Annotated in this window: 17 protein-coding genes; 5 read left to right on the forward strand and 12 right to left on the reverse strand. The window is 71.3% G+C overall.

Annotated elements, in window-relative coordinates; genetic code table 11:
- The 6 genes from VFV89_RS24820 to VFV89_RS05590 form a co-directional block, all read right to left on the reverse strand.
- On the reverse strand, positions 1-137 hold a 137-nt coding region (locus VFV89_RS24820), incomplete at its 3' end, for a phage tail protein (protein WP_414690348.1).
- A 9-nt stretch (positions 138-146) separates the two neighbouring features.
- A complete protein-coding gene (locus VFV89_RS05570; protein WP_329704918.1) occupies positions 147-656 on the reverse strand; it encodes a phage tail protein in 510 nt (169 codons plus the stop codon).
- 10 nt (positions 657-666) lie between these two features.
- The gene (locus tag VFV89_RS05575) at positions 667-1,173 is read right to left on the reverse strand and encodes a phage tail protein (protein ID WP_329704919.1); all 507 of its coding nucleotides are present in this window, start codon (positions 1,171-1,173) and stop codon (positions 667-669) included.
- Between the two features lie 27 nt (positions 1,174-1,200).
- Positions 1,201-7,353 carry an Ig-like domain-containing protein gene (locus VFV89_RS05580; RefSeq protein WP_329704920.1) on the reverse strand — a complete coding sequence of 2,051 codons (6,153 nt, stop codon included), beginning with the start codon at positions 7,351-7,353 and terminating at the stop codon, positions 1,201-1,203.
- Positions 7,354-7,481: 128 nt separating this feature from the next.
- Positions 7,482-7,838, reverse strand: a complete 357-nt coding sequence (locus tag VFV89_RS05585; protein WP_329704921.1) for a sterol carrier family protein — start codon at positions 7,836-7,838, stop codon at positions 7,482-7,484.
- Positions 7,838-8,455: a helix-turn-helix domain-containing protein gene (locus VFV89_RS05590; RefSeq protein WP_329704922.1), complete on the reverse strand. Its 618-nt coding sequence runs from the start codon at positions 8,453-8,455 to the stop codon at positions 7,838-7,840. Before VFV89_RS05590 ends, VFV89_RS05585 begins: the two co-directional genes overlap by 1 nt.
- A 67-nt stretch (positions 8,456-8,522) precedes the next feature.
- Here VFV89_RS05590 and VFV89_RS05595 point away from each other — a divergent pair, with 67 nt between their 5' ends.
- Positions 8,523-9,812, forward strand: coding sequence for an MFS transporter (locus tag VFV89_RS05595; protein ID WP_329704923.1), 1,290 nt, complete (start codon positions 8,523-8,525; stop codon positions 9,810-9,812).
- Between the two features lie 11 nt (positions 9,813-9,823).
- Here VFV89_RS05595 and VFV89_RS05600 read toward each other — a convergent pair whose 3' ends face one another.
- The 3 genes from VFV89_RS05600 to VFV89_RS05610 are packed head-to-tail and all read right to left on the reverse strand — an operon-like array spanning position 9,824 to position 12,658.
- A complete protein-coding gene (locus VFV89_RS05600) occupies positions 9,824-10,795 on the reverse strand; it encodes a YafY family protein (protein WP_329704924.1) in 972 nt (323 codons plus the stop codon).
- A 59-nt stretch (positions 10,796-10,854) separates the two neighbouring features.
- Positions 10,855-11,715, reverse strand: a complete 861-nt coding sequence (locus tag VFV89_RS05605) for a hypothetical protein (protein WP_329704925.1) — start codon at positions 11,713-11,715, stop codon at positions 10,855-10,857.
- Between the two features lie 46 nt (positions 11,716-11,761).
- Entirely contained in the window at positions 11,762-12,658 is an 897-nt protein-coding gene (locus VFV89_RS05610; protein WP_329704926.1) for an alpha/beta fold hydrolase, read from the reverse strand.
- Positions 12,659-12,741: 83 nt separating this feature from the next.
- Here VFV89_RS05610 and VFV89_RS05615 point away from each other — a divergent pair, with 83 nt between their 5' ends.
- Positions 12,742-13,506, forward strand: a complete 765-nt coding sequence (locus tag VFV89_RS05615; protein WP_329704927.1) for a hypothetical protein — start codon at positions 12,742-12,744, stop codon at positions 13,504-13,506.
- Positions 13,507-13,513: 7 nt separating this feature from the next.
- Complete coding sequence (locus tag VFV89_RS05620; RefSeq protein WP_329704928.1) at positions 13,514-13,828, forward strand: hypothetical protein; 315 nt, start codon at positions 13,514-13,516, stop codon at positions 13,826-13,828.
- A 3-nt stretch (positions 13,829-13,831) separates the two neighbouring features.
- On the opposite strand, the gene VFV89_RS05625 is transcribed toward VFV89_RS05620, so the two are convergent.
- From VFV89_RS05625 to arfB, 3 genes are all read right to left on the reverse strand, one after another.
- Positions 13,832-14,548: an alpha/beta hydrolase gene (locus tag VFV89_RS05625; protein ID WP_329704929.1), complete on the reverse strand. Its 717-nt coding sequence runs from the start codon at positions 14,546-14,548 to the stop codon at positions 13,832-13,834.
- A gap of 36 nt (positions 14,549-14,584) precedes the next feature.
- Complete coding sequence (locus VFV89_RS05630; RefSeq protein WP_329704930.1) at positions 14,585-15,169, reverse strand: hypothetical protein; 585 nt, start codon at positions 15,167-15,169, stop codon at positions 14,585-14,587.
- Positions 15,170-15,251: 82 nt separating this feature from the next.
- Positions 15,252-15,680 (reverse strand): alternative ribosome rescue aminoacyl-tRNA hydrolase ArfB, encoded by a 429-nt coding sequence (gene arfB, locus VFV89_RS05635; RefSeq protein ID WP_329704931.1) that lies wholly within the window; start codon positions 15,678-15,680, stop codon positions 15,252-15,254.
- Positions 15,681-15,964: 284 nt separating this feature from the next.
- Between arfB and VFV89_RS05640 the strand changes: the two genes are divergently transcribed.
- Both VFV89_RS05640 and VFV89_RS05645 read left to right on the forward strand, forming a co-directional pair.
- Entirely contained in the window at positions 15,965-16,093 is a 129-nt protein-coding gene (locus VFV89_RS05640) for a hypothetical protein (RefSeq protein ID WP_329704932.1), read from the forward strand.
- A gap of 47 nt (positions 16,094-16,140) precedes the next feature.
- On the forward strand, positions 16,141-16,737 hold the full coding sequence (locus tag VFV89_RS05645; protein WP_329704933.1) for a VOC family protein: 597 nt from the start codon (positions 16,141-16,143) through the stop codon (positions 16,735-16,737).
- Positions 16,738-17,119: the final 382 nt, after the last annotated feature.

Genomic DNA, 17,119 nt, shown 5'->3' on the forward strand with positions numbered 1-17,119 from the left:
CCGTAGGTCGTCCCGAGCAGGGAGAAGAGCGCGGTGTTCTGCGAGAGGGGCAGGAGCTGCCCGTCGCACCACGCCCAGCCCCTCGGCGCGAAGTTGAAGGGGAAGATCCTGATCTCGGCGACGAACGGGTCGGCCATGGACGGCTCCTACGTGGGGCTCGGGAAGATCCCGAACAGCGAGATGATGAAGTCGACGCACAGGTAGGGCTGGAAGTTGGTGTGCGGCTGGCTGCCACCGACGGGCGAGACGCTCTGCGGGGCCATGTTCAGCTGCGGGTTGTCGGTGCCGTAGGCGGAGTTCGTCGCGCCGACCAGGTTGGACAGGACGTTGTCGGTCGACTGGGTGCCGGTGCCGGTGTTGGTCGAGCCCAGCGCGGGATGGCTGTGCGCCGGGATCTGGCTGACCGTGAGGGTGACCTCCTCGACGCCCCCCGTCTCGGCCAGGATGACGCCGTTGCCCTGGTGGATCGGGACCCGGCCACGCAGGTCCGGCAGGGCGAACGTCGACTGGCCGTCACCGCCGTACGTCGTGCCGATCAGGTTGAACAGCGTCTCGTACTCGGAGATCGGCAGCAGCTGGCCTTCGCAGAACATCCAGCCCGCAGGCGCGAAGTTGCCCGCGAACATCCGGACTTCGCCTACATAGGGTTGTGCCATCGGGAGCCGCCTAGGTCGGGGATGGGAAGATGCCCTGCAACGCGATGCAGAAGCTGAGGACGAGGAACGGCTGCATGTTCTGGTGGGCCTGACTGCCGCCGGTGTTCTGGATGGTGGCCGGGTCCATGGCCACGAGGTTGGTGGCCGGCCCCCAGGCGTTCTCACCCGTCGATGCGGCCAGCACCGACGAGGAGTCCGGCGTGCCGGTGGTCGCCGGCGACGACTTCGCGTTCCACACGTGCGCGTGCTCGGGCAGCTCGGCGATCGAGAGGGTGTGCGCCGGCTCACCGCCTCGCTCACCGAGGCTGTGGCCGCCGCCGACGTGGATCGGCACCCTGGCCCGCAGGTCGGGCAGGGCGAAGTTGACCCGCCCATCGCCGCCGTAGGTGGTGCCCAGGAGGGAGAAGAGCGCCTGGTTCTGGTTGATGGGGAGGAGCTGTCCGTTGCAGAGTGCCCAGCCCTTCGGGGCGAACACGAAGCTCATCAGCCGGATCTCCGACAGGAAGGGTTCAGCCACCGTCGACGCTCCTTCTCGGGTCCGGCCTCATGGCGCAGTGTTGCAGTTGCTGAACCCGCTAAGGGCGGAGATGAGCAAGGTGCCGTTGCCTGCGGGGTTCTGGCCGCTGACGAAGGACTCCACGCCGGGTGTGCCCGTCGCTGCCATGCCTTCGACCCCGAAGTCGTTGGTCGTGGTGACCGTGCCCTGCTTGCGCAGCCCGATCCCCTGGGAGCCGCCGCTGCCGGCGCTGGTGTTGCCCGAGATGTCGAGACAGACGGCGTCGTCAGTGCTGATCGTGTTGGCGGCGTCCACCCTGATACCCGGACGGATCCCACCGAGCGGTGCGGCCACGTTGTTGTCCTTGATCGTGGCGTTCACCTTGCCGGTGGCGTCGCGGGCCGTGACCAGGATCCCGTTGCCGTCGGTCTGGCTGATCGTGTTGCCCGTTGCGGTGATGGTCAGCGTCGGGGTGTCCGTGGCCGCGAAGGTCTGGCTGGTGCCGGCGCCGATCCCCTGAGCTCCGACGGTGTTGTTGGCGACCACCGTGTTGTTGTTCACCACGGCACTGAGGTTGGCGAACCCGAACGATCCCACCGAGATGGCCGTTCCGATGGTGTTGTGGACCGAGTTGCCCGAGACGTTGACGTTGCCCTGACCCTTGCCGTTGACGGTCGCGCCGATGCCGAAGGCTCCGAACTTCGGGTTGCCGGTCAGGTCGTTGTTGGTGATCGAGATGACGTTGGTGCCGCTGCCCACGGTCCCGAACGTGCCGGCGGGCCCGGCCGCGTTCCCGTTGCCGCCCGAGGCAAGGATCCCGTTGGCGCTCGGGAAGTTGGAGATCGTGTTGTTGTCGATCAGCCCCTGGGTGACGTTGGCGACCGTGCCGGCCGAGCCGAAGGCCACGAGGCGGACTCCGGTTCCCTTGCTGGTCGCCGTCGACGTCGAGCTCGTGATCGTGTTGTTCGAGATCGTGGCGTTCGAGATCGTCCCGTTGAAGTTGAAGATGTCGATGCCGTGGTAGTAGGCGTTGGTCAGCGTGTTGCCGGTGATCGTGACCGTGCCGGAGAGGTTGTTCTCGGTGCCGGCGGCCGTGGTGTTGAAGCCGATGTTCGACGTCTCGGCCCCCAGCCCGGTGCCGGAGTTGTCGATCCGGCTGTTGGTGAGCGAGAAGTTCGTCGTCGTCGTCCCGGTGATCCCGTCGCCGACCGAGTTCTGGATGAACATCCGGTCGATGGAGACGTCCCTGGTGTTGGTCAGGGACACCGCGTTGGTGGTGTTGAGGATCGCACCACCGGTGCAGGTCGCCGCCGAGCTGCAGGCACCTGCGTTGCCGCTGACCGTGAGGCCGGCCGTCGACCCGGTGTTGTTCAGGACCACGCCGTTGGTCGCGCCGTTGGCGGAGATGCGGGTGAAGTGCAGCCCGTCCGCACCGATCGCGGTGTTGGCCACGTTGAGGGCGGTCCCGGTCGTGGTGGTGAGGGAGTTGTGGACACCGTTCGGCTCGTTGACGACCACGGTCCCGCCTCCGGTGGCGGCGAAGGCTGCGTTGGACCCGGTCGAGAGGATGACCCCACCGTCGAACCGCATCGTGGCGACCGGGTTGTTGGTCAGGGAGATCCCGCTGCCGTCGCCGTCGTCGCCGTCGGTGATGAGCCCGTTGAAGTCCTTGAGGCCGTTGTTCTGGTTGGCGATGCTGACCACCGTGCCGACGTCGTCGGTGATCGTGCCGTCGTAGGTGAAGTCGACGGTGTCGCCGGCGTTGTCACCGCTCAGGTCCACGTCCTGGCCGCCGGCGTTCTGCAGCGACCCGCCGGAGCCGATGAACGTGCCGGCGATGTTGTCCAGACGGATGCCGTCGCCGGTGGCGTTGGTGGACGTGATGCTGCCGAACCTCATGTCGACGGTGCCGGTCGAGATGTCGACCGCACCACCGCTCGGGTTGGTGATCGCACCGCTGGTGACCGTGTTCATCGTGGCCGTGCCGACCCCGGTGCCGGTCAGCGACGTGCTGCCCGCCGGTGTCGCGCCCAGGTCGATGCCCTGGACGGTGTTGCCCGAGGCGAGGGTGAGCGCGTTGCCGGCGGCGTTGCTGATGGTCGGGTTCGAGGCGCCGGCCGCGGTCACGATCGTGGCGCTGCCGACCGCGAGGCCGGCCCGCTTCGAGCGCAGCAGCTGGTTGTTCTCCAACGGGAGGCCGCCGGCGTACGACGCCGCGTCCATGATCATGATCGTGTCGCCCGCGCCGTCGGCGTCGCCCGCGCCACCTGCTCCGTTGACGCCCCCGAGCGTCTTGAACGGGTCGCTGCCGGTGCCGGTGCCCGGGCCGGCGACCGAGCTGTCGACGTACCAGACGCAGCCGGTCAGTGCGATGGTCACCGTGCCGGTCGACGTGCCGTTCGTGCCCTGGTCGTCGAGCGTGTAGGTGAACGAGTCGGAGGTGTCGGCGCAGCTCGGGGTGCCCGCCTTCGGGAAGTAGGTGAAGTTGCCGTCGGCCTCGAGGGTGACCTTGCCGCCGTCGGCGGTCGTGATCGCCTGCGGCCCGGTCGGTCCGACCACGAGCGGGCCGGGGCCGTCCGGGTCGGAGTCGTCGGTCCCGCGGGTCAGCACCGAGCAGTTCTCGGCCACCGTGCAGTCGGCCGCCTTGCGCGGCTCGCCCTGCGTCGTGCCGACCGCCAGGGGCGTGTTGCCGACGGCGGCGTCCGTGCCGTTGAAGGTGTCGGCGACCGCCACCGGCGCGTCGTTCGTCGCCGTGACGGACACGCTGGCGTGCGCGAGCACCGAGTCGAGCGCACCCGGATCGGTGACCCTGACGGTCACGTCGCGGCCGGCCGTGTTCGGGGTGTTGGAGGTGTTGTTGTAGGACAGGGTGCGGATGACCTGCTGGTAGTTCCCCGTCGTGTCCGTGCCGGACAGGGCCAGGACGCCGGTGCCGGGGGTGTAGACGGCGGTGATCGTCGTCCCGGCCGTGTTGACCGTCAACGACTCGGCCGCCGCGTCGGGGTGGTTGGTCAGCGTGATCGTGGCGCCGGAGAGGTTGGCGTTGTCGACGTCGGTGACGGTGGCGTTCGAAGCCAGCGCGGCCGGCCCGGAGCCCGGGTTGGCCGGCGCCGAGTCCTCGGTGAACGCCGCGCTCGAGTCGATCCCGGCAGCTGCGCCGTTCAGGTCGACGACCGGCGGGTCGTTCACGGGGGTGCCGGTCATCGGCTTGGAGCCGGTCGCCGGGGCGCCGGCCCCATCGGTGACACTGGTCGCGATCGTGAAGCTCGCGTCGAAGTCCGCCGCCGGAGTGAACACCACGCCGGCCAGCAGGGTGTTGACGCTGGTGATCGGACCGGACGCCGTCCACGTGCCGGTGCCGGGGTTGTAGGTGGAGGTCACGGTTCCGGAGGTGGCGGTGCTGAGGCTGCCCGCGGCCGGGTTGCTCAGGGTGAGGGTCGCCGTGGCGTCGGTGCTGTCGACGTCACTGATCACGATGTCGACCAGGTCGAGCGGGGTGTCCTCGGTGTAGGTCTCCGCGGCCGACAGGTTGGTCGCCGTCGGGGCGTCGTTGACCGGCGTGACGGAGATCGCGACGGTGTCGGTGTCCGAGGCCGTCGCGGCGTCGGTGCTGGTGATCGTCAGCTGGGCCGGCCCGTTGTAGTCGGCCGCCGGGGTGTACGTCGCGCCGTCGAGCGCCGCGTTGAGGTCGGCCAGGGTGCCACTGAGGGTGACATCGGCGGTGCCGTTGCCGGCGACCGTCAGCCCGGCCGTGCCGGAGAGCGTGAAGACGCCGTGGGTCACCTGCACCTCGACGTCGAGCGATGCGTTGTCGGGGTCGGCGACGGTGACCGCGGACGCTCCGCTGAAGGCCAGCGGCGTGTCCTCGGCGGTCGACTGCGGACCCGGGACGGTGTTGACGGGCGGCACGTTGAGACGGACGACCTGGACGGTCGCGGTGGCAGCGGAGGAGTCCGCGTCGCCGTCGTTGACCGTGACGGTGATGGTCCGGTCGGCGGGGTCGGGCGGGTTCGTGGTGTTGTCGTAGCGGGTCGAGGCGATGGCCGCGGTGTAGTCGGCCTTGCTCGCGGTGCCGCTGAGCACGAGGACGCCCGTGGCCGGCGCGTAGGTGCCGGTGATGCCGCTGCCGGCCGGGCTGGTGAAGGAGAGGCTCTCCGCGCCGCCGTCGGGGCGGTTGGTCAGCGTGATGGTCGCGCCCTCGAGCTCGGCGTCGTCGATGTCGGTGACCGAGGTGTTGGGTGCGACCAGCACGCCGGTGCCGGTGTGCGGGTCGGTCTCCTGGAACGTCGCCGACGAGCCGGTGCCGCCCGCGGTCGTGTCGAGGTCGACCACGGGGGCGTCGTTCACGCAGGTGACGGTGACGCTGACCGTCGCGGTGTCCCCGCCGTTGACCGTGTAGTCGAAGCTGTCGGAGCCGCAGAAGTCCGCGTCCGGCGTGTAGGTCACGTCGGCAGCGGTGAAGCCGGTGGTGCCGTGGGCCGCCGCACCGACGCCGGTGACGGTGATCGGGTCGCTCTCCACGTCGGTGTCGTTGGCCAGGACGTCGACCGTCGTCGCCGGGGCGTCCTCGGAGACCGTGGCGGTGTCGTCGTTGGCCAACGGCGGGTCGTTGACGCAGGTGACGGAGACGTCCACGTGGCCGGTGTCCGTGCCGCCGTTGCCGTCGCTGACCGTGTAGTCGAAGCCCGCCGGGGCCGGGTTGCACAGGTCGGCGGCCGGCGTGAAGGTGACCGTCCCGGCCGCGAGCACGACGGTGCCGCCGGTGGGGTTGGACACCGCGGTGACCGTCAGGGGGTCGCCGTCCGCATCGGTGTCGTTGGCCGCGAGGTCGGCACCGCTGACGACCAGGGCGGTGTCCTCGGCGGTGGTGCGGATGTCGTCCACCGCCACCGGCGGGTCGTTGACGCAGGTGACCGTCACGCTCACCGTGGCGGTGTCGCCACCGGTGACGGTGTAGATGAAGGTGTCGAACGGCGGCGGGTTGTTGCAGTAGTCCGCGTCCGGGGTGTAGCTCACGTTGGCAGCGGTGAACGTCGTGGTGCCGTTGACCGGCTGGGTCACGGCGGTCACGCTGAACGGGTCGCCCTCGACGTCGGTGTCGTTGGCGAGTACGTCGAGCACGGTGGCGCCGGAGTCCTCGGCCACGATCCGGGCGTCGTCGTTGGCCACGGCGGGGTCGTCGACACAGGTGACCGTGACCTTCACCGAGGCCGTCGAGCCGCCGTTGAGCGTGTAGGTGAAGTCGTCGGTCGGGGGCGCCGGGGTGTTGCAGTAGTTGGCCGCCGGGGCATAGGTGACGCCGGTGCCGCCGGCCTGGATGACGACCGCCCCGTGCGCCGGCTGGGCCACGGACTGGACTGTCATCGGGCCGCCGTCGGCGTCGGTGTCGTTGGCCAGCACGTCGATCGGGGTGGCCGGGGCGTCCTCGGTGACCGTCTTGGTGTCCGCGACCGCGACGGGCGGGTCGTCGGCGTCGGTCACGGTGACCGTCAGGGCCTTCTCGACACTGAGGCCTCCGGAGTCGGTGGCCCGGACGCGCACCGACTGGGTCGGGGTGGTCTCGTGGTCCAGCGCGACCGCCGTGCGCAGCGTGCTGCCGACGACCGTGAACGAGCCGTTGTCGTCCGAGCCGGTCCCCGGGACGAGGGTGAAGGTGTGCGAGTCTCCGGGGTCGGGATCGGTCGCGGTGAGCGTGCCGACGATGCTCCCGCCCGGTGAGTTCTCCGCGACGGCGGCCGGGCTGAGGGCGAGGTCGGTGGGTGGGTCGTCCTGCTGGACGTGCTCGCACCTCGGGCGCGCGACGTCGTGCGGGTCGGCCAGGGCCGTGTCGTCGCCGCGACCGCAGCGCAGCTTGTCCCTGGCGGTCGCGTTGTCGAGCCCGTTGAGGGTGTCGTCCCCGCGTCCACCGCCGAGCACGTCGTTGCCCGGCCCGCCGATCAGGAGGTCGTCGCCACCGCCGCCCTGGAGGACGTCGTCACCACCGCGACCCAGGATCTTGTCATCGCCGCCGAGCCCGCAGATGAAGTCGGCGTGCTTGGTCCCGCGCAGCACGTCCGGGCCCGGCGTGCCGACGATGGTGCACTCGCCGCTGGCTTTCTCGTGGTCGCCCTTCACGGGGTCGTCCGCCTGCGCCGGTGCCACGGGGGTGGCCAGCCAAGCTCCCAACGCCAGGGCCAGGACGGCCCCCATCCTGCTGTGCACCGGTGCTCCTCAACTCGTGACCCCGGCCCCCCAGCGTCGGCGTGACCGTATCGCCTCCGAACGGGGGTTGAGTATGCCCCGACGTGGCCATTTCCGAGGACGAAACGCAGAAGTCGGTTCAGCGCTGGTCACGTGAGCGGGAGGTAGGCCGTCAGGTCGGTGCGCTCCCCCGACGCGGAGACCCGCGCCGTCTCGATCGCGTCGCTCCACGACAGCTCGCCCGTCGCGAGCGCGATCCAGGTCTCGGGGTCGGTCTCGACCACGGCCGGCGGGGTGCCACGGGTGTGGCGGACGCCCGGGATGACCTGCACGGCGGCGTACGGCGGGACGCGGACCTCGACCGAGTGACCGGGCGCCCGGCTCTCGAGCACCGCGAGGAAGTGCTTGGTGAGCAGTCGGAGGTCCGCAGCCTCCGGCCGCTCGGCGATCCGCGCCAGGGCCGAGGCCACCTCGGCGGCGTCGGCGGTCCGCAGACGAGCCGGCATCAGTCCAGCGCCGACTCTTCGGGGGCCGACTCTTCAGGGGCCGACTCTTCAGGGGCCGACTGGTCCGGGAAGGGCTGCACGATCTGGAAGACGTGGTAGGTCGCGCGCTCCTCATCGTGACGGTCGAGGTTGCGCGCGCGCCACTTGTCGACGAGCTCGACGAGCGCGTCGGTCAGCTCGCGGGCCTCCTCCTTGGTCAGGCGGACCGCCTGCTCGGTCACTGCCCGATGGATGCCCGGGGTGCGGTCCTCGCCGTAGGCCGCCTCGACCAGCCGGTGCGCCCAGGCCTCCTTGGTCTGGCGGAACACCTTCGAGGCGGCCTTGCCGCCCGGCGTCTTCTCGATCTCGCCGATGTTCACGTCGAAGCCGGCACCCTCGGTCGCCCTCCACACCCGGTCGCGCCGGTCCCGCGCCGCACCCGGGTCCTCCTCCACCAGCCCGAACTTGGCCAGCGAGCGGAGGTGGAAGCTGGCCTGGTTGGCCGGGATGCCGAGCAGCTGGGCGACGTCGGCGGCCCGGAGCGAGCCCTGGGCGTCGAGCTCGGTGAGGATCCGGCTGCGCACCGGGTGTGCGACCGCGCGCAGGACGCGTGGGTCGCGCAACGGGGGGTGGGCCATGCGCCCAGTGTAGCAACTTTCGCACCAACACTTGCGCAATATTAGTTGCGCACGTAATGTTGCGCATATGACCGGCTTCCGCGACCTCCGTCACAACCACGACTTCACCGTCCTCTGGGTCGGCCAAACCGTCAGCGAGCTCGGCACCCGGGTGAGCATGTTCGTCTTCCCGCTGGTGACCTACGCGGTCACCGGCTCGGCCCTCCTCGCCGGCATCGCAGGTGGCCTGGAGCTCCTCGGGACGGCGATCGCGCTCCTCCCCGGCGGACTGCTCGCCGACCGCGTGCACCGGCGCCGGGTGATGCGGGGCGCGGCCGGCCTCGGCGTCCTGCTCTACGCCTCGCTCGTGGTCGCGGGCGTGCTCGGCGCGCTGACCGTCCCGCACCTGTTCGTCGTGGGTGTGCTCACCGGCATGTGCGCCGGGGTGTTCGCGCCGGCGGAGATGTCGGCCGTGCGGGCCGTCGTCCCCCGCGAGCAGCTCCCGACCGCGCTGAGCCAGCAGCAGGCGCGCCAGCACGTCGCCGGCCTGGTCGGTGGGCCGCTGGGCGGAGCGCTCTACTCGGTCACCCGGTGGTTCCCCTTCCTCTTCGACGCGCTGACCTTCGCGGTGTCGTGGGTGATGCTCGGCCGGATCCGCACCGACCTCGCCCCCGCCGCCCGTCCGGACGACGCGGACGACGCGGACGCGGTACGCCGTCGGGCGCGCGACGACGTCGCTGAGGGCTTCCGCTTCCAGTGGAGCCGGCCGTTCTTCCGCACGATGATGGCCTGGGGCATGTGCTCCAACCTGGTGATCAACGCGCTGTTCACCGCGGCGACCGTCCGGCTGATCCAGGCCGGCTTCGCACCCTGGTCGATCGGGCTCGTGGAGACCGCGGCCGGCGTCTGCGGCGTCCTCGGCGCGCTCGCGGCCCCGCGGATCATCCAGCGGACCCCGACCGGCGTCCTGACCGTCGTGGTGGCGTGGAGCTTCGTGCCGCTGCTCGTGCCCCTGGTCTTCTGGAACAACCCGGCCGTGGTCATGCTGTCGCTCTCGACCGGCGTCTTCCTCAATCCGGCCGGCAACGCCGGCATCGGCTCCTACAAGATGTCGATCACTCCGCCGGAGATCGTCGGCCGGGTGCAGGCGACCGGTCAGTTCCTCAGCTGGTCCACGATGCCGCTGGCGCCCGTCCTCGGGGGAGCGCTCCTAGCAGTCCTGGGCGGCCCGGCCGCGATGGCCGCGCTGGTCGTGCTCTGTGCGCTGGTGGCCCTCATCCCGACCCTGAGCCGGACGGTCCGCTCGGTCCCCCGCCCGTCGGAGTGGGCGCAGGCCACCACCGACGAAGCGCCTGCCGTCGAGCTCGCGGTGGCGTGACCGGACGCCCTTCAGCCAGCTTCAGGCAGGGAGCGCGCGAAGCGCGCGGCCATCCGGGCCGCGGCTTCGGCGAGCTCGGGCGGGGACTCCACGGAGAAGTCGGCATCGATGGTGGCCAGCACGAAGACCGGCCACTCGAGCGAGTCGACGTTCATCTCCAGCACGGCGCGGGTGCTGGTGCCGGTGACCGTCGCCCACCGGCCCACGACGGCGGCCACGTCGTCGATGCCCGTCTCGAAGACCACGCGTACGGCGTAGCGGTGCGGCATCCGTCGGATGCCCGCCTGGACGAACGACAGGGCGTCCTCGGCGGGCAGTGTGCGGGGCCGGAACGTCTGGCCGGTGGTGCGCGGCTCGCTGATGCGGTCGACGCGGAAGGATCTCCAGTCCTGCCGGTCGCGGTCGTAGGCGACGAGGTACCACCGCCGGCCCATCGACACCATCCGGTGCGGCTCGACCCAGCGCTCGGTCGGCTCGGCGGTGACGCCGTCCCTCACGGCCGCGGTGTAGGTGAAGTGGACCGGCTCGCGGTCCCGGCAGGCCTGCGCGAGCGTGGACAGCAGCGCCGGGTCGAGCGCGGGTCCGCTCGACCAGGGCAGCCGCTCGGTCTGGGAGCGCAGCGCATCCATCTGGCGGCGCAGCCGGGTCGGCATCAGCGCGATCACCTTCGACAGCGCCTGCACCGAGGTCTCCTCCATGCCGGGCGTCCCACCGGCCGCCGAGGACTGCAGGCTCACCGCCACCGCGACCGCCTCCTCGTCGTCGAGCAGCAGAGGTGGCAGCTGGCCGCCCGCACGCAGCTGGTAGCCGCCCGCGACGCCTCGGACCGCGTCGACGACGTACCCGAGCTCGCGCAGCCGGTCGACGTCGCGGCGCAGCGTGCGCGGGCTGACCTCGAGCCGGCGCGCCAGCTCGCCACCGGGCCAGTAGCGGTGGGTCTGGAGCAGGGAGAGCAGCCGGAGCATCCGGGCGCTGGTGTTCATCCTCGCAGGCTAGGCCCGATTGCGGACAGGACCAGGCCTCAATCGCGAGTCGCTCAGCCTCACGCCGAGGCGGGGTCGCCCAGCACCGAGCAGAGGTACTCGACGGCACGGGCGGCGTACAACCCGTCCTCGATCCGCTCGTCGTAGCTGAACTTGAGGGTGGTCACCCTGGCGACGACCGGCCGGCCGTCCCGGGCCACGACGCCGTCGTGGACCAGCCCCACGGTGCAGAAGATCGGGATGGTGCCGTACTCGTACAGGTGGTGGTACGCCGCGTCGATCCCGACGCTCCCGAGGTTCGTGACGAACGCGCTGGCGAAGAAGGGGTCGCCCTCGATGAACGCGCGGGGCAGCAGGTTCAGGCTGTTGCCGAGCCCGGCCAGCGTCACCACGCCGCGCCGCAGCAGCGGCGGCAGCCGCAGGAAGACGGCCAGCTCCACGTCGGCGAGCCCCTCGCTGCCGGCTCGCGCGGCGATCACCTCCGACTCGATCTCGCGAACGAAGTCGAGGAACGGCTGACCGGCGGTGCACCGGTGCTTGACCTCCACGAGGGTGCCGTCCTCGGACATCTCGGTCTTGACCGTCATCGAGAGCCACACGCCGTCGCGCTCGTAGAGGCGCCCACCCGCGAGGAACCGGTTGAGGTGGGGATAGCGGTCGAACATCCGGCTGAGCCCCCACAGCACGACGTCGAACAGCGTCGGGTGCAGCTCCGGGTGCGCGGCCCGGACGTCGGCAAGGAACCGCTCGGCCGCAGCGACCTCGACCTCCCGCTCGAAGAAGACGATCGAGCCGTTGCGGCTCGGCATCAGGGCCGGCATGAACCGCCGGTAGCCCGGTACGTCGCCGGCCACCCGGCCGTCCGGACGGCGCCCGGTCCACACAGCCGGCAGCCCGGGACGGGGCAGCAGTCGCGTCATGCCCCGAGCATCCGGCCGCCCGCCCGCCCGGGGACAGGGCCCAAGGTCACACCGCGGTCTGCCGGTCGACCCGTTCGGCCTCGAACTGCCGGATCCGCGCGTCAAGGAGCTCCGGGAACTCCAGCGGCAGGTAGTGCGTGGCGCCGTCGATGACCGTCAGCTCCGCGCCGGGGATGGCGTCCGCCATGGCCCGCAGCGTGTGCTGGGGCAGGAAGAGGTCGCGGGTACCGCCCACCACGAGGGTGGGCACGGTGAGCTCCCCGAGCCGCGACCACGCGTCGTGCACCGCCATGGCCCGGATGGTGCGCATGTAGAGCCGCCAGTCGAGCCGCGCGAACTCGCCGGCCATCACGTGGAAGGTCTCCAGGTCACAGGACGGGGCGACGACCCCCAGCCTCCGGAGCAGTCCGGGCGCGTGCCGCGAAGCGGCGAGGAGACGGACGGCCGCTCCGAACGGGGTGGCCCCGACCTCCACGACCCTGGTGAGAGGAGGGACGAACTGTCGGCTCAGCGGTGTGTGCAGCACGCCGGCCAGCGGGTCACCAGGTGCTCCGGCGACCAGCACCAGGCCGGCGACCCGGTCCGGCTCCGCCAGCGCCGCCTCGACGGCCACCTGGACCCCCATGCTCCAGGCGATGACGAGGGCCGGCTCGTCGCCTGCCCAGCGGAGCAGCGCGAGCAGGTCGCCCGAGTGGTCGTCGATGGTGACGGCGTGCGGCACCGGCGGCGGACCGGAGCTGTAGAGGCCGCGGTAGTCGTAGGACACCACGCGGTGTCCGGGTCCGAACCGGTCGAGGACCGGAGCCCAGGCCCGCAGCGAGCCGCCGAGCCCGTTGGCGAGCACCACGAGCCGACCCGAGCCCACCTCCTGCACGCACAGGTCCGTCCCGTCCGGACCGGCCAGCCGTTCTTGCCGCACCTCTTGCCGCACCGTGTCGTCCACGACCCGAGCATGTGGGCCACGACCGGCGGCGCTGCAGAGGCGAAGGTCCCCGCGCCGTACGCCGCACGCCCTAGGCTGCGGCCGTGACTCAGGGGTTGCACGAGCCGCTCGAGGCCCCGGCGGTCAAGGCGACCGTCGAGGCGCTGTACGAGCGGATCGAGGCGCGGTTCCCGAAGCGGGGGCTGCTCGGCGCCTGCGGCGACCTCGTCAAGCTGGTCGACGAGGTCCAGGACGTGGCCGGTGCCGGCCAGCGCCGGATCCGCGTCGCTCGCTACGTCTCCCGGGTGTTGATGGTCGTGGTGATCGCGGTGACCGTGGTGGCGCTGGTGTTCGCCGCCCGCGACGCGATCACCGGCGAGGAGGACCTCAGCTCGGTCGACCTGCTGGACGTCGCCGGCACCGCGATCAGCGACGTGGTCTACGCAGCGATCGCGATCTTCTTCCTCTGGTCCTTCCCGGAGCGGCTGGAGCGAAGCCGGCTGCTCGGCCTGCTGCACCAGCTCCGCTCCTCCGCGCACGTCATCGACATGCACCAGCTGGCCAAGGACCCCGAGCAGCTCAAGCCGAGCTTCCGGCCGAGCGCGAAGTCCACCCCGCTGGGCATGACCCGTGAGGAGGTCGAGAGGTACCTCGACTACTGCTCGGAGATGCTCAGCCTGGTCGGCAAGACCGCCGCGCTGTGCGCCGAGGAGTCGCGCGACGCCGTCATCCTCGACGCGGTCTCGACCCTCGAGAACCTCACCATCGGCCTCTCGCGCAAGATCTGGCAGAAGATCTCGAACCTGCCGCCCGGGGACGCACCGCGCAGACCGAATGTGGTCGCGGAGCCTGCCAGCCCCGGTGTCTAGTGGCTGCATGATCATGAGGACCTGGCGCGGCATGGTCCGCCGCGCGGACGCCGACCGCTACGCGGACTACATCCGGGAGACGGGCTTCCACGAGTACGGCGAGACGCCCGGCAACCGCGGCGCCTGGCTGCTCCGGCGCGACGAGGGCGAGGAGACCGAGTTCGTGACCCTCTCGCTCTGGGACTCGCGGCAGGCCATCGTCGCGTTCGCCGGTGAGGACATCGAGGCCGCTGTGCTCTACCCCGAGGACGCGGCGTACCTGCTCGGCGAGTCCACGATCACCCACCACGACGTGGTCGACGTGGTGCGGCCGCCGGCCTGAGGGTCAGCCGATCCGGTCCAGCACCTCGACGATGCGCCGCCACGCCTCGGTCGTCGCGTCGATGACCTCGTAGTGGCCGCCGGGCACCTCGACCAGCTCGGCAGTGGCGCCGGCGGCGACGGCCGCGGCGACGTACTCCTCGGACTGGCTGAACGGGACGGTGTCGTCGTCGCGCGCGTGCACGCACCACACCGGCACGTCGAGCGGCACCTGCCGGCGCGGGTCGACGTCCGCGTCGGCGGGCCCCGCGGGGTGGCCGAGGAAGGCCCGGACCGCTCCCCCGCCCAGCCCTTCGCGTTCGGCGGCCACCAGGTCGAGGACCCCCGCCTGCGCGACCACGTGGGTGACCGACCCGACCGCGTGCCCGGCCCACGCCGCGAGGTGGCCGCCCGCGGAATGGCCCAGCGCGACGACCGTCGACAGGTCGAGGCCGGTGGCGTCGAGGGTGGCGACCGCGGCCCGGACGTCGTCCGTCGTCGCGGGCACGCCACCGCCTCCCCCTGATCCGGCCGGGCCGACCCGGCGGTACTCGATGTTGAGGGCCGCCCAGCCGCGGCCGGCCAGGTCGGCGGCGAGCGGCCTCCCGAGCGAGAGGTCGTACGCCGCCTTCCAGAAGCCGCCGTGGATCACCACGACGACCCCCCGCACCCGGCCCTCGGGCACGGTCAGCTCGACGAGCTGGCTCGGGTCGTCGCCGTACCGGATCGTCTGGGGCTGCACCGGCCCATCAGACCAGACCGGCTCCCGGTCGGCCCGTCAGTCGGCCTGGATGATCGTCCAGGACTTGGCGCCCGGGAAGATCAGGTTCCCGGCGGGCTGCGACGTCCCGGAGCAGGTGATGCCGACCCGCCCGGTGTGCGCGCCGCCACCGAGCTCCAGGGTGGCGGTCAGCTGCACCGAGCGGTCGTTGGCGGGCGGCGGCACGTTGGCCGCGGTGCCGGGGATCGGGACGTTGTCGATGTAGAGGCCGATGGTCGGGCGGTCGGTGTTGCCGCTGTCGCAGTCGCCTCCGATGGTCGGGATGAACACCGTCACGGAGGTCCGGCCCTTGGTCGGCAGCGTGAAGTCGTAGGGCGCGACGCTGACCAGGTCGGGCACGGCGGGCGGCGTGCCGAGCTGGAGGTTGGTGCTCTGGACATAGGTCGGCTTCTTGAGGTCCTTGGGCTTGAGCGAGCCGTTCTTGACCTTGTTCGACGTCACGGCGTTCTTGTGCAGCTTGGCCGCGGTGACCGACCCGTCCGGGATCGCGGCCGCGGCGTACGCGGTGCCGGTGCCCAGCGCGACGACCAGGGCGAGGTAGGCGACGATGTTGCGGCGCAGATGGTGCAGAAGCTGTCTCATGGGGGTCCACCTCTGTTCACGGCGCCGGTTCGAGGTTCCGGCACTCATCGGGTTGACGCATGCATTCCCGCTCAGGTTCGGTCTACTCCCCGAACCGCCCCTGGCGTCCTCGTTTGGTCTCGCCGCGCCGCCTCTTCTCGGCCAGGCGTCGCTCCTGCGAGCCGCGGGTGGGCCGGGTCGGCCGGCGCTTGCGCGGTGGCGGCGCCGCGGCCCGGCGCAGCACCTCGGCCATCCGCTCGCGGGCCGCGCGGCGGTTGTCGAGCTGGGCTCGGTGCTCGCTCGCGGTCACGGTCAGCACGCCGTCCACGAGCCCTGCCGCGAGCCGGTCCCGGACGCGCGCCCGGAGCCGGTCGGGTACGGCGTCCGCGCGGGTCAGGTCGAGCGACAGCTCGACGCGGGAGTCGGTGGTGTTGACGCCCTGGCCCCCCGGTCCCGACGACCGGGAGAACCGCTCGGACAGCGCCGCGCCCGGGACCGTCCAGCCGTCCGAGACCACGAGGTCGTCTGCCACGACTGCACCCTAGGCGCGCCCGGCTCGCGGTGGTGGGGTGTGGCCAGCCCACCCCGGACGGTGCGGCTACCAGACACCGGAGGCGGGTCTGCACGACCGACATCGAGCGCGCCGGTCCATAGCGTTCATGGCACGTCGAAGGTCGACGAACAGGACCAGGAGCAAGACATGAACATGAGCTATGACCTCGCCAAGGCCGAGATCGCCTCCCGCCTGCACCACGCAGAGCGCCGCCACTCAGCCAGGCGTGCCCGGGTCGGCCAGCGCGCAGTCCTCGGGCAGCGGTGGCGACGCCGATCCACCTGAAGGTGCTCGGCAAGGGCGGCCTGGTGGTGAGCGAGAAGCGCGGCCGGAGCATCTGGTACTCGATCGTGCGCGTCCGGGCTGAGCGTCGCTGCGGGCTGCGCTCGTGACCCGGTGAGTCGGGTCGGCGTACGGTGACGGCCGGGAGGAGGCGGCGATGGCCGATCCGGTGGGCGACATCCTCGGCGACTATCGAGGTTTCGTCGCGCAGCAGCGTGACCGCCTGCTCGGCCGGGGCGTCGACATCGGGCCGTACTCGCTCAGCCACCTCGCCTTCCGCGTGCCGGAGTGGGACCAGTACGTGCACGTGCGGGAGCTGCTCGAGCGCCACGCGGTCGCCAACAGCGAGAACGTCTGGAACGGCCGGCCCATCTCCCTGATCGTCCCGGCCGAGCCGCTCGAGGTCCTCGACGGCAAGGTCGTCCCGCTGATCGAGCTCATCCCGCCGGTGCACCAGCGCGTCTACAAGATGGGGTTGGAGCACCTCGGCGTCGTGGTGGGCGACACCTTCGACGCGTTCGTCGACGCACACAAGCCGGTCCTGACCGGACAGCAGTTCCAGGGCCCGAACAGCACGCCCGACCCGGTCTACATCCTGTTCGAGGACTTCACGCACGTGAAGTTCTACCGGCTGTCACTGAGGGCGTCGGTCGAGCTCGATGCGGGCCCGTTCCCCGACGGGTTCCGCCACGTCGACGGCTGGGTGCCACAGCGACTGGTGACCGCGACCGGTCCCAACCCGCTGCCGCGCTGAAGGAGACCCTGGCCCGATCACCATGTCCTGAGCCATCACAATCAGGCTCTCCTGACGCTTGCGTGGGTGCCCGCGCGCCTACCTGATCGCCTCTTGCCGATGCTGCCCGCGCCATGCAACGGCGCGGCGAAGCCCGCCGTTGTGCGCCGTATCACCGGATCGCGCGAGGCTCGCGGTCAAGGACGCCCGCAGGGCGCCGCGCAGCGGCCGAGCGAAGGGAGGTCCTTGACGGCGAGACGCGATCCGGTAGGCGCGCGGGCACCCACGCAAGCGTCAGGAGAGCCTGATTTGTGATGCCTCAGAACATGCTGATCCGGCCAGGGTCTCCTTCAGCGCGGCAGGGGATTCGGGCCGGTCGCGGTCACCAGCCGCTGTGGCACCC

This window comes from Nocardioides sp., assembly GCF_036274455.1.
GTDB lineage: Bacteria > Actinomycetota > Actinomycetes > Propionibacteriales > Nocardioidaceae > Nocardioides.

Coding starts and splice junctions, on each gene's coding strand:
- VFV89_RS05570 (WP_329704918.1), bottom strand. CDS start 656: ATGGCACAACCCTATGTAGGCGAAGTCCGGATGTTCGCGGGCAACTTC.
- VFV89_RS05585 (WP_329704921.1), bottom strand. CDS start 7,838: ATGCCGGCTCGTCTGCGGACCGCCGACGCCGCCGAGGTGGCCTCGGCC.
- VFV89_RS05590 (WP_329704922.1), bottom strand. CDS start 8,455: ATGGCCCACCCCCCGTTGCGCGACCCACGCGTCCTGCGCGCGGTCGCA.
- VFV89_RS05595 (WP_329704923.1), top strand. CDS start 8,523: ATGACCGGCTTCCGCGACCTCCGTCACAACCACGACTTCACCGTCCTC.
- VFV89_RS05600 (WP_329704924.1), bottom strand. CDS start 10,795: ATGAACACCAGCGCCCGGATGCTCCGGCTGCTCTCCCTGCTCCAGACC.
- VFV89_RS05605 (WP_329704925.1), bottom strand. CDS start 11,715: ATGACGCGACTGCTGCCCCGTCCCGGGCTGCCGGCTGTGTGGACCGGG.
- VFV89_RS05620 (WP_329704928.1), top strand. CDS start 13,514: ATGATCATGAGGACCTGGCGCGGCATGGTCCGCCGCGCGGACGCCGAC.
- VFV89_RS05630 (WP_329704930.1), bottom strand. CDS start 15,169: ATGAGACAGCTTCTGCACCATCTGCGCCGCAACATCGTCGCCTACCTC.
- VFV89_RS05645 (WP_329704933.1), top strand. CDS start 16,141: ATGGCCGATCCGGTGGGCGACATCCTCGGCGACTATCGAGGTTTCGTC.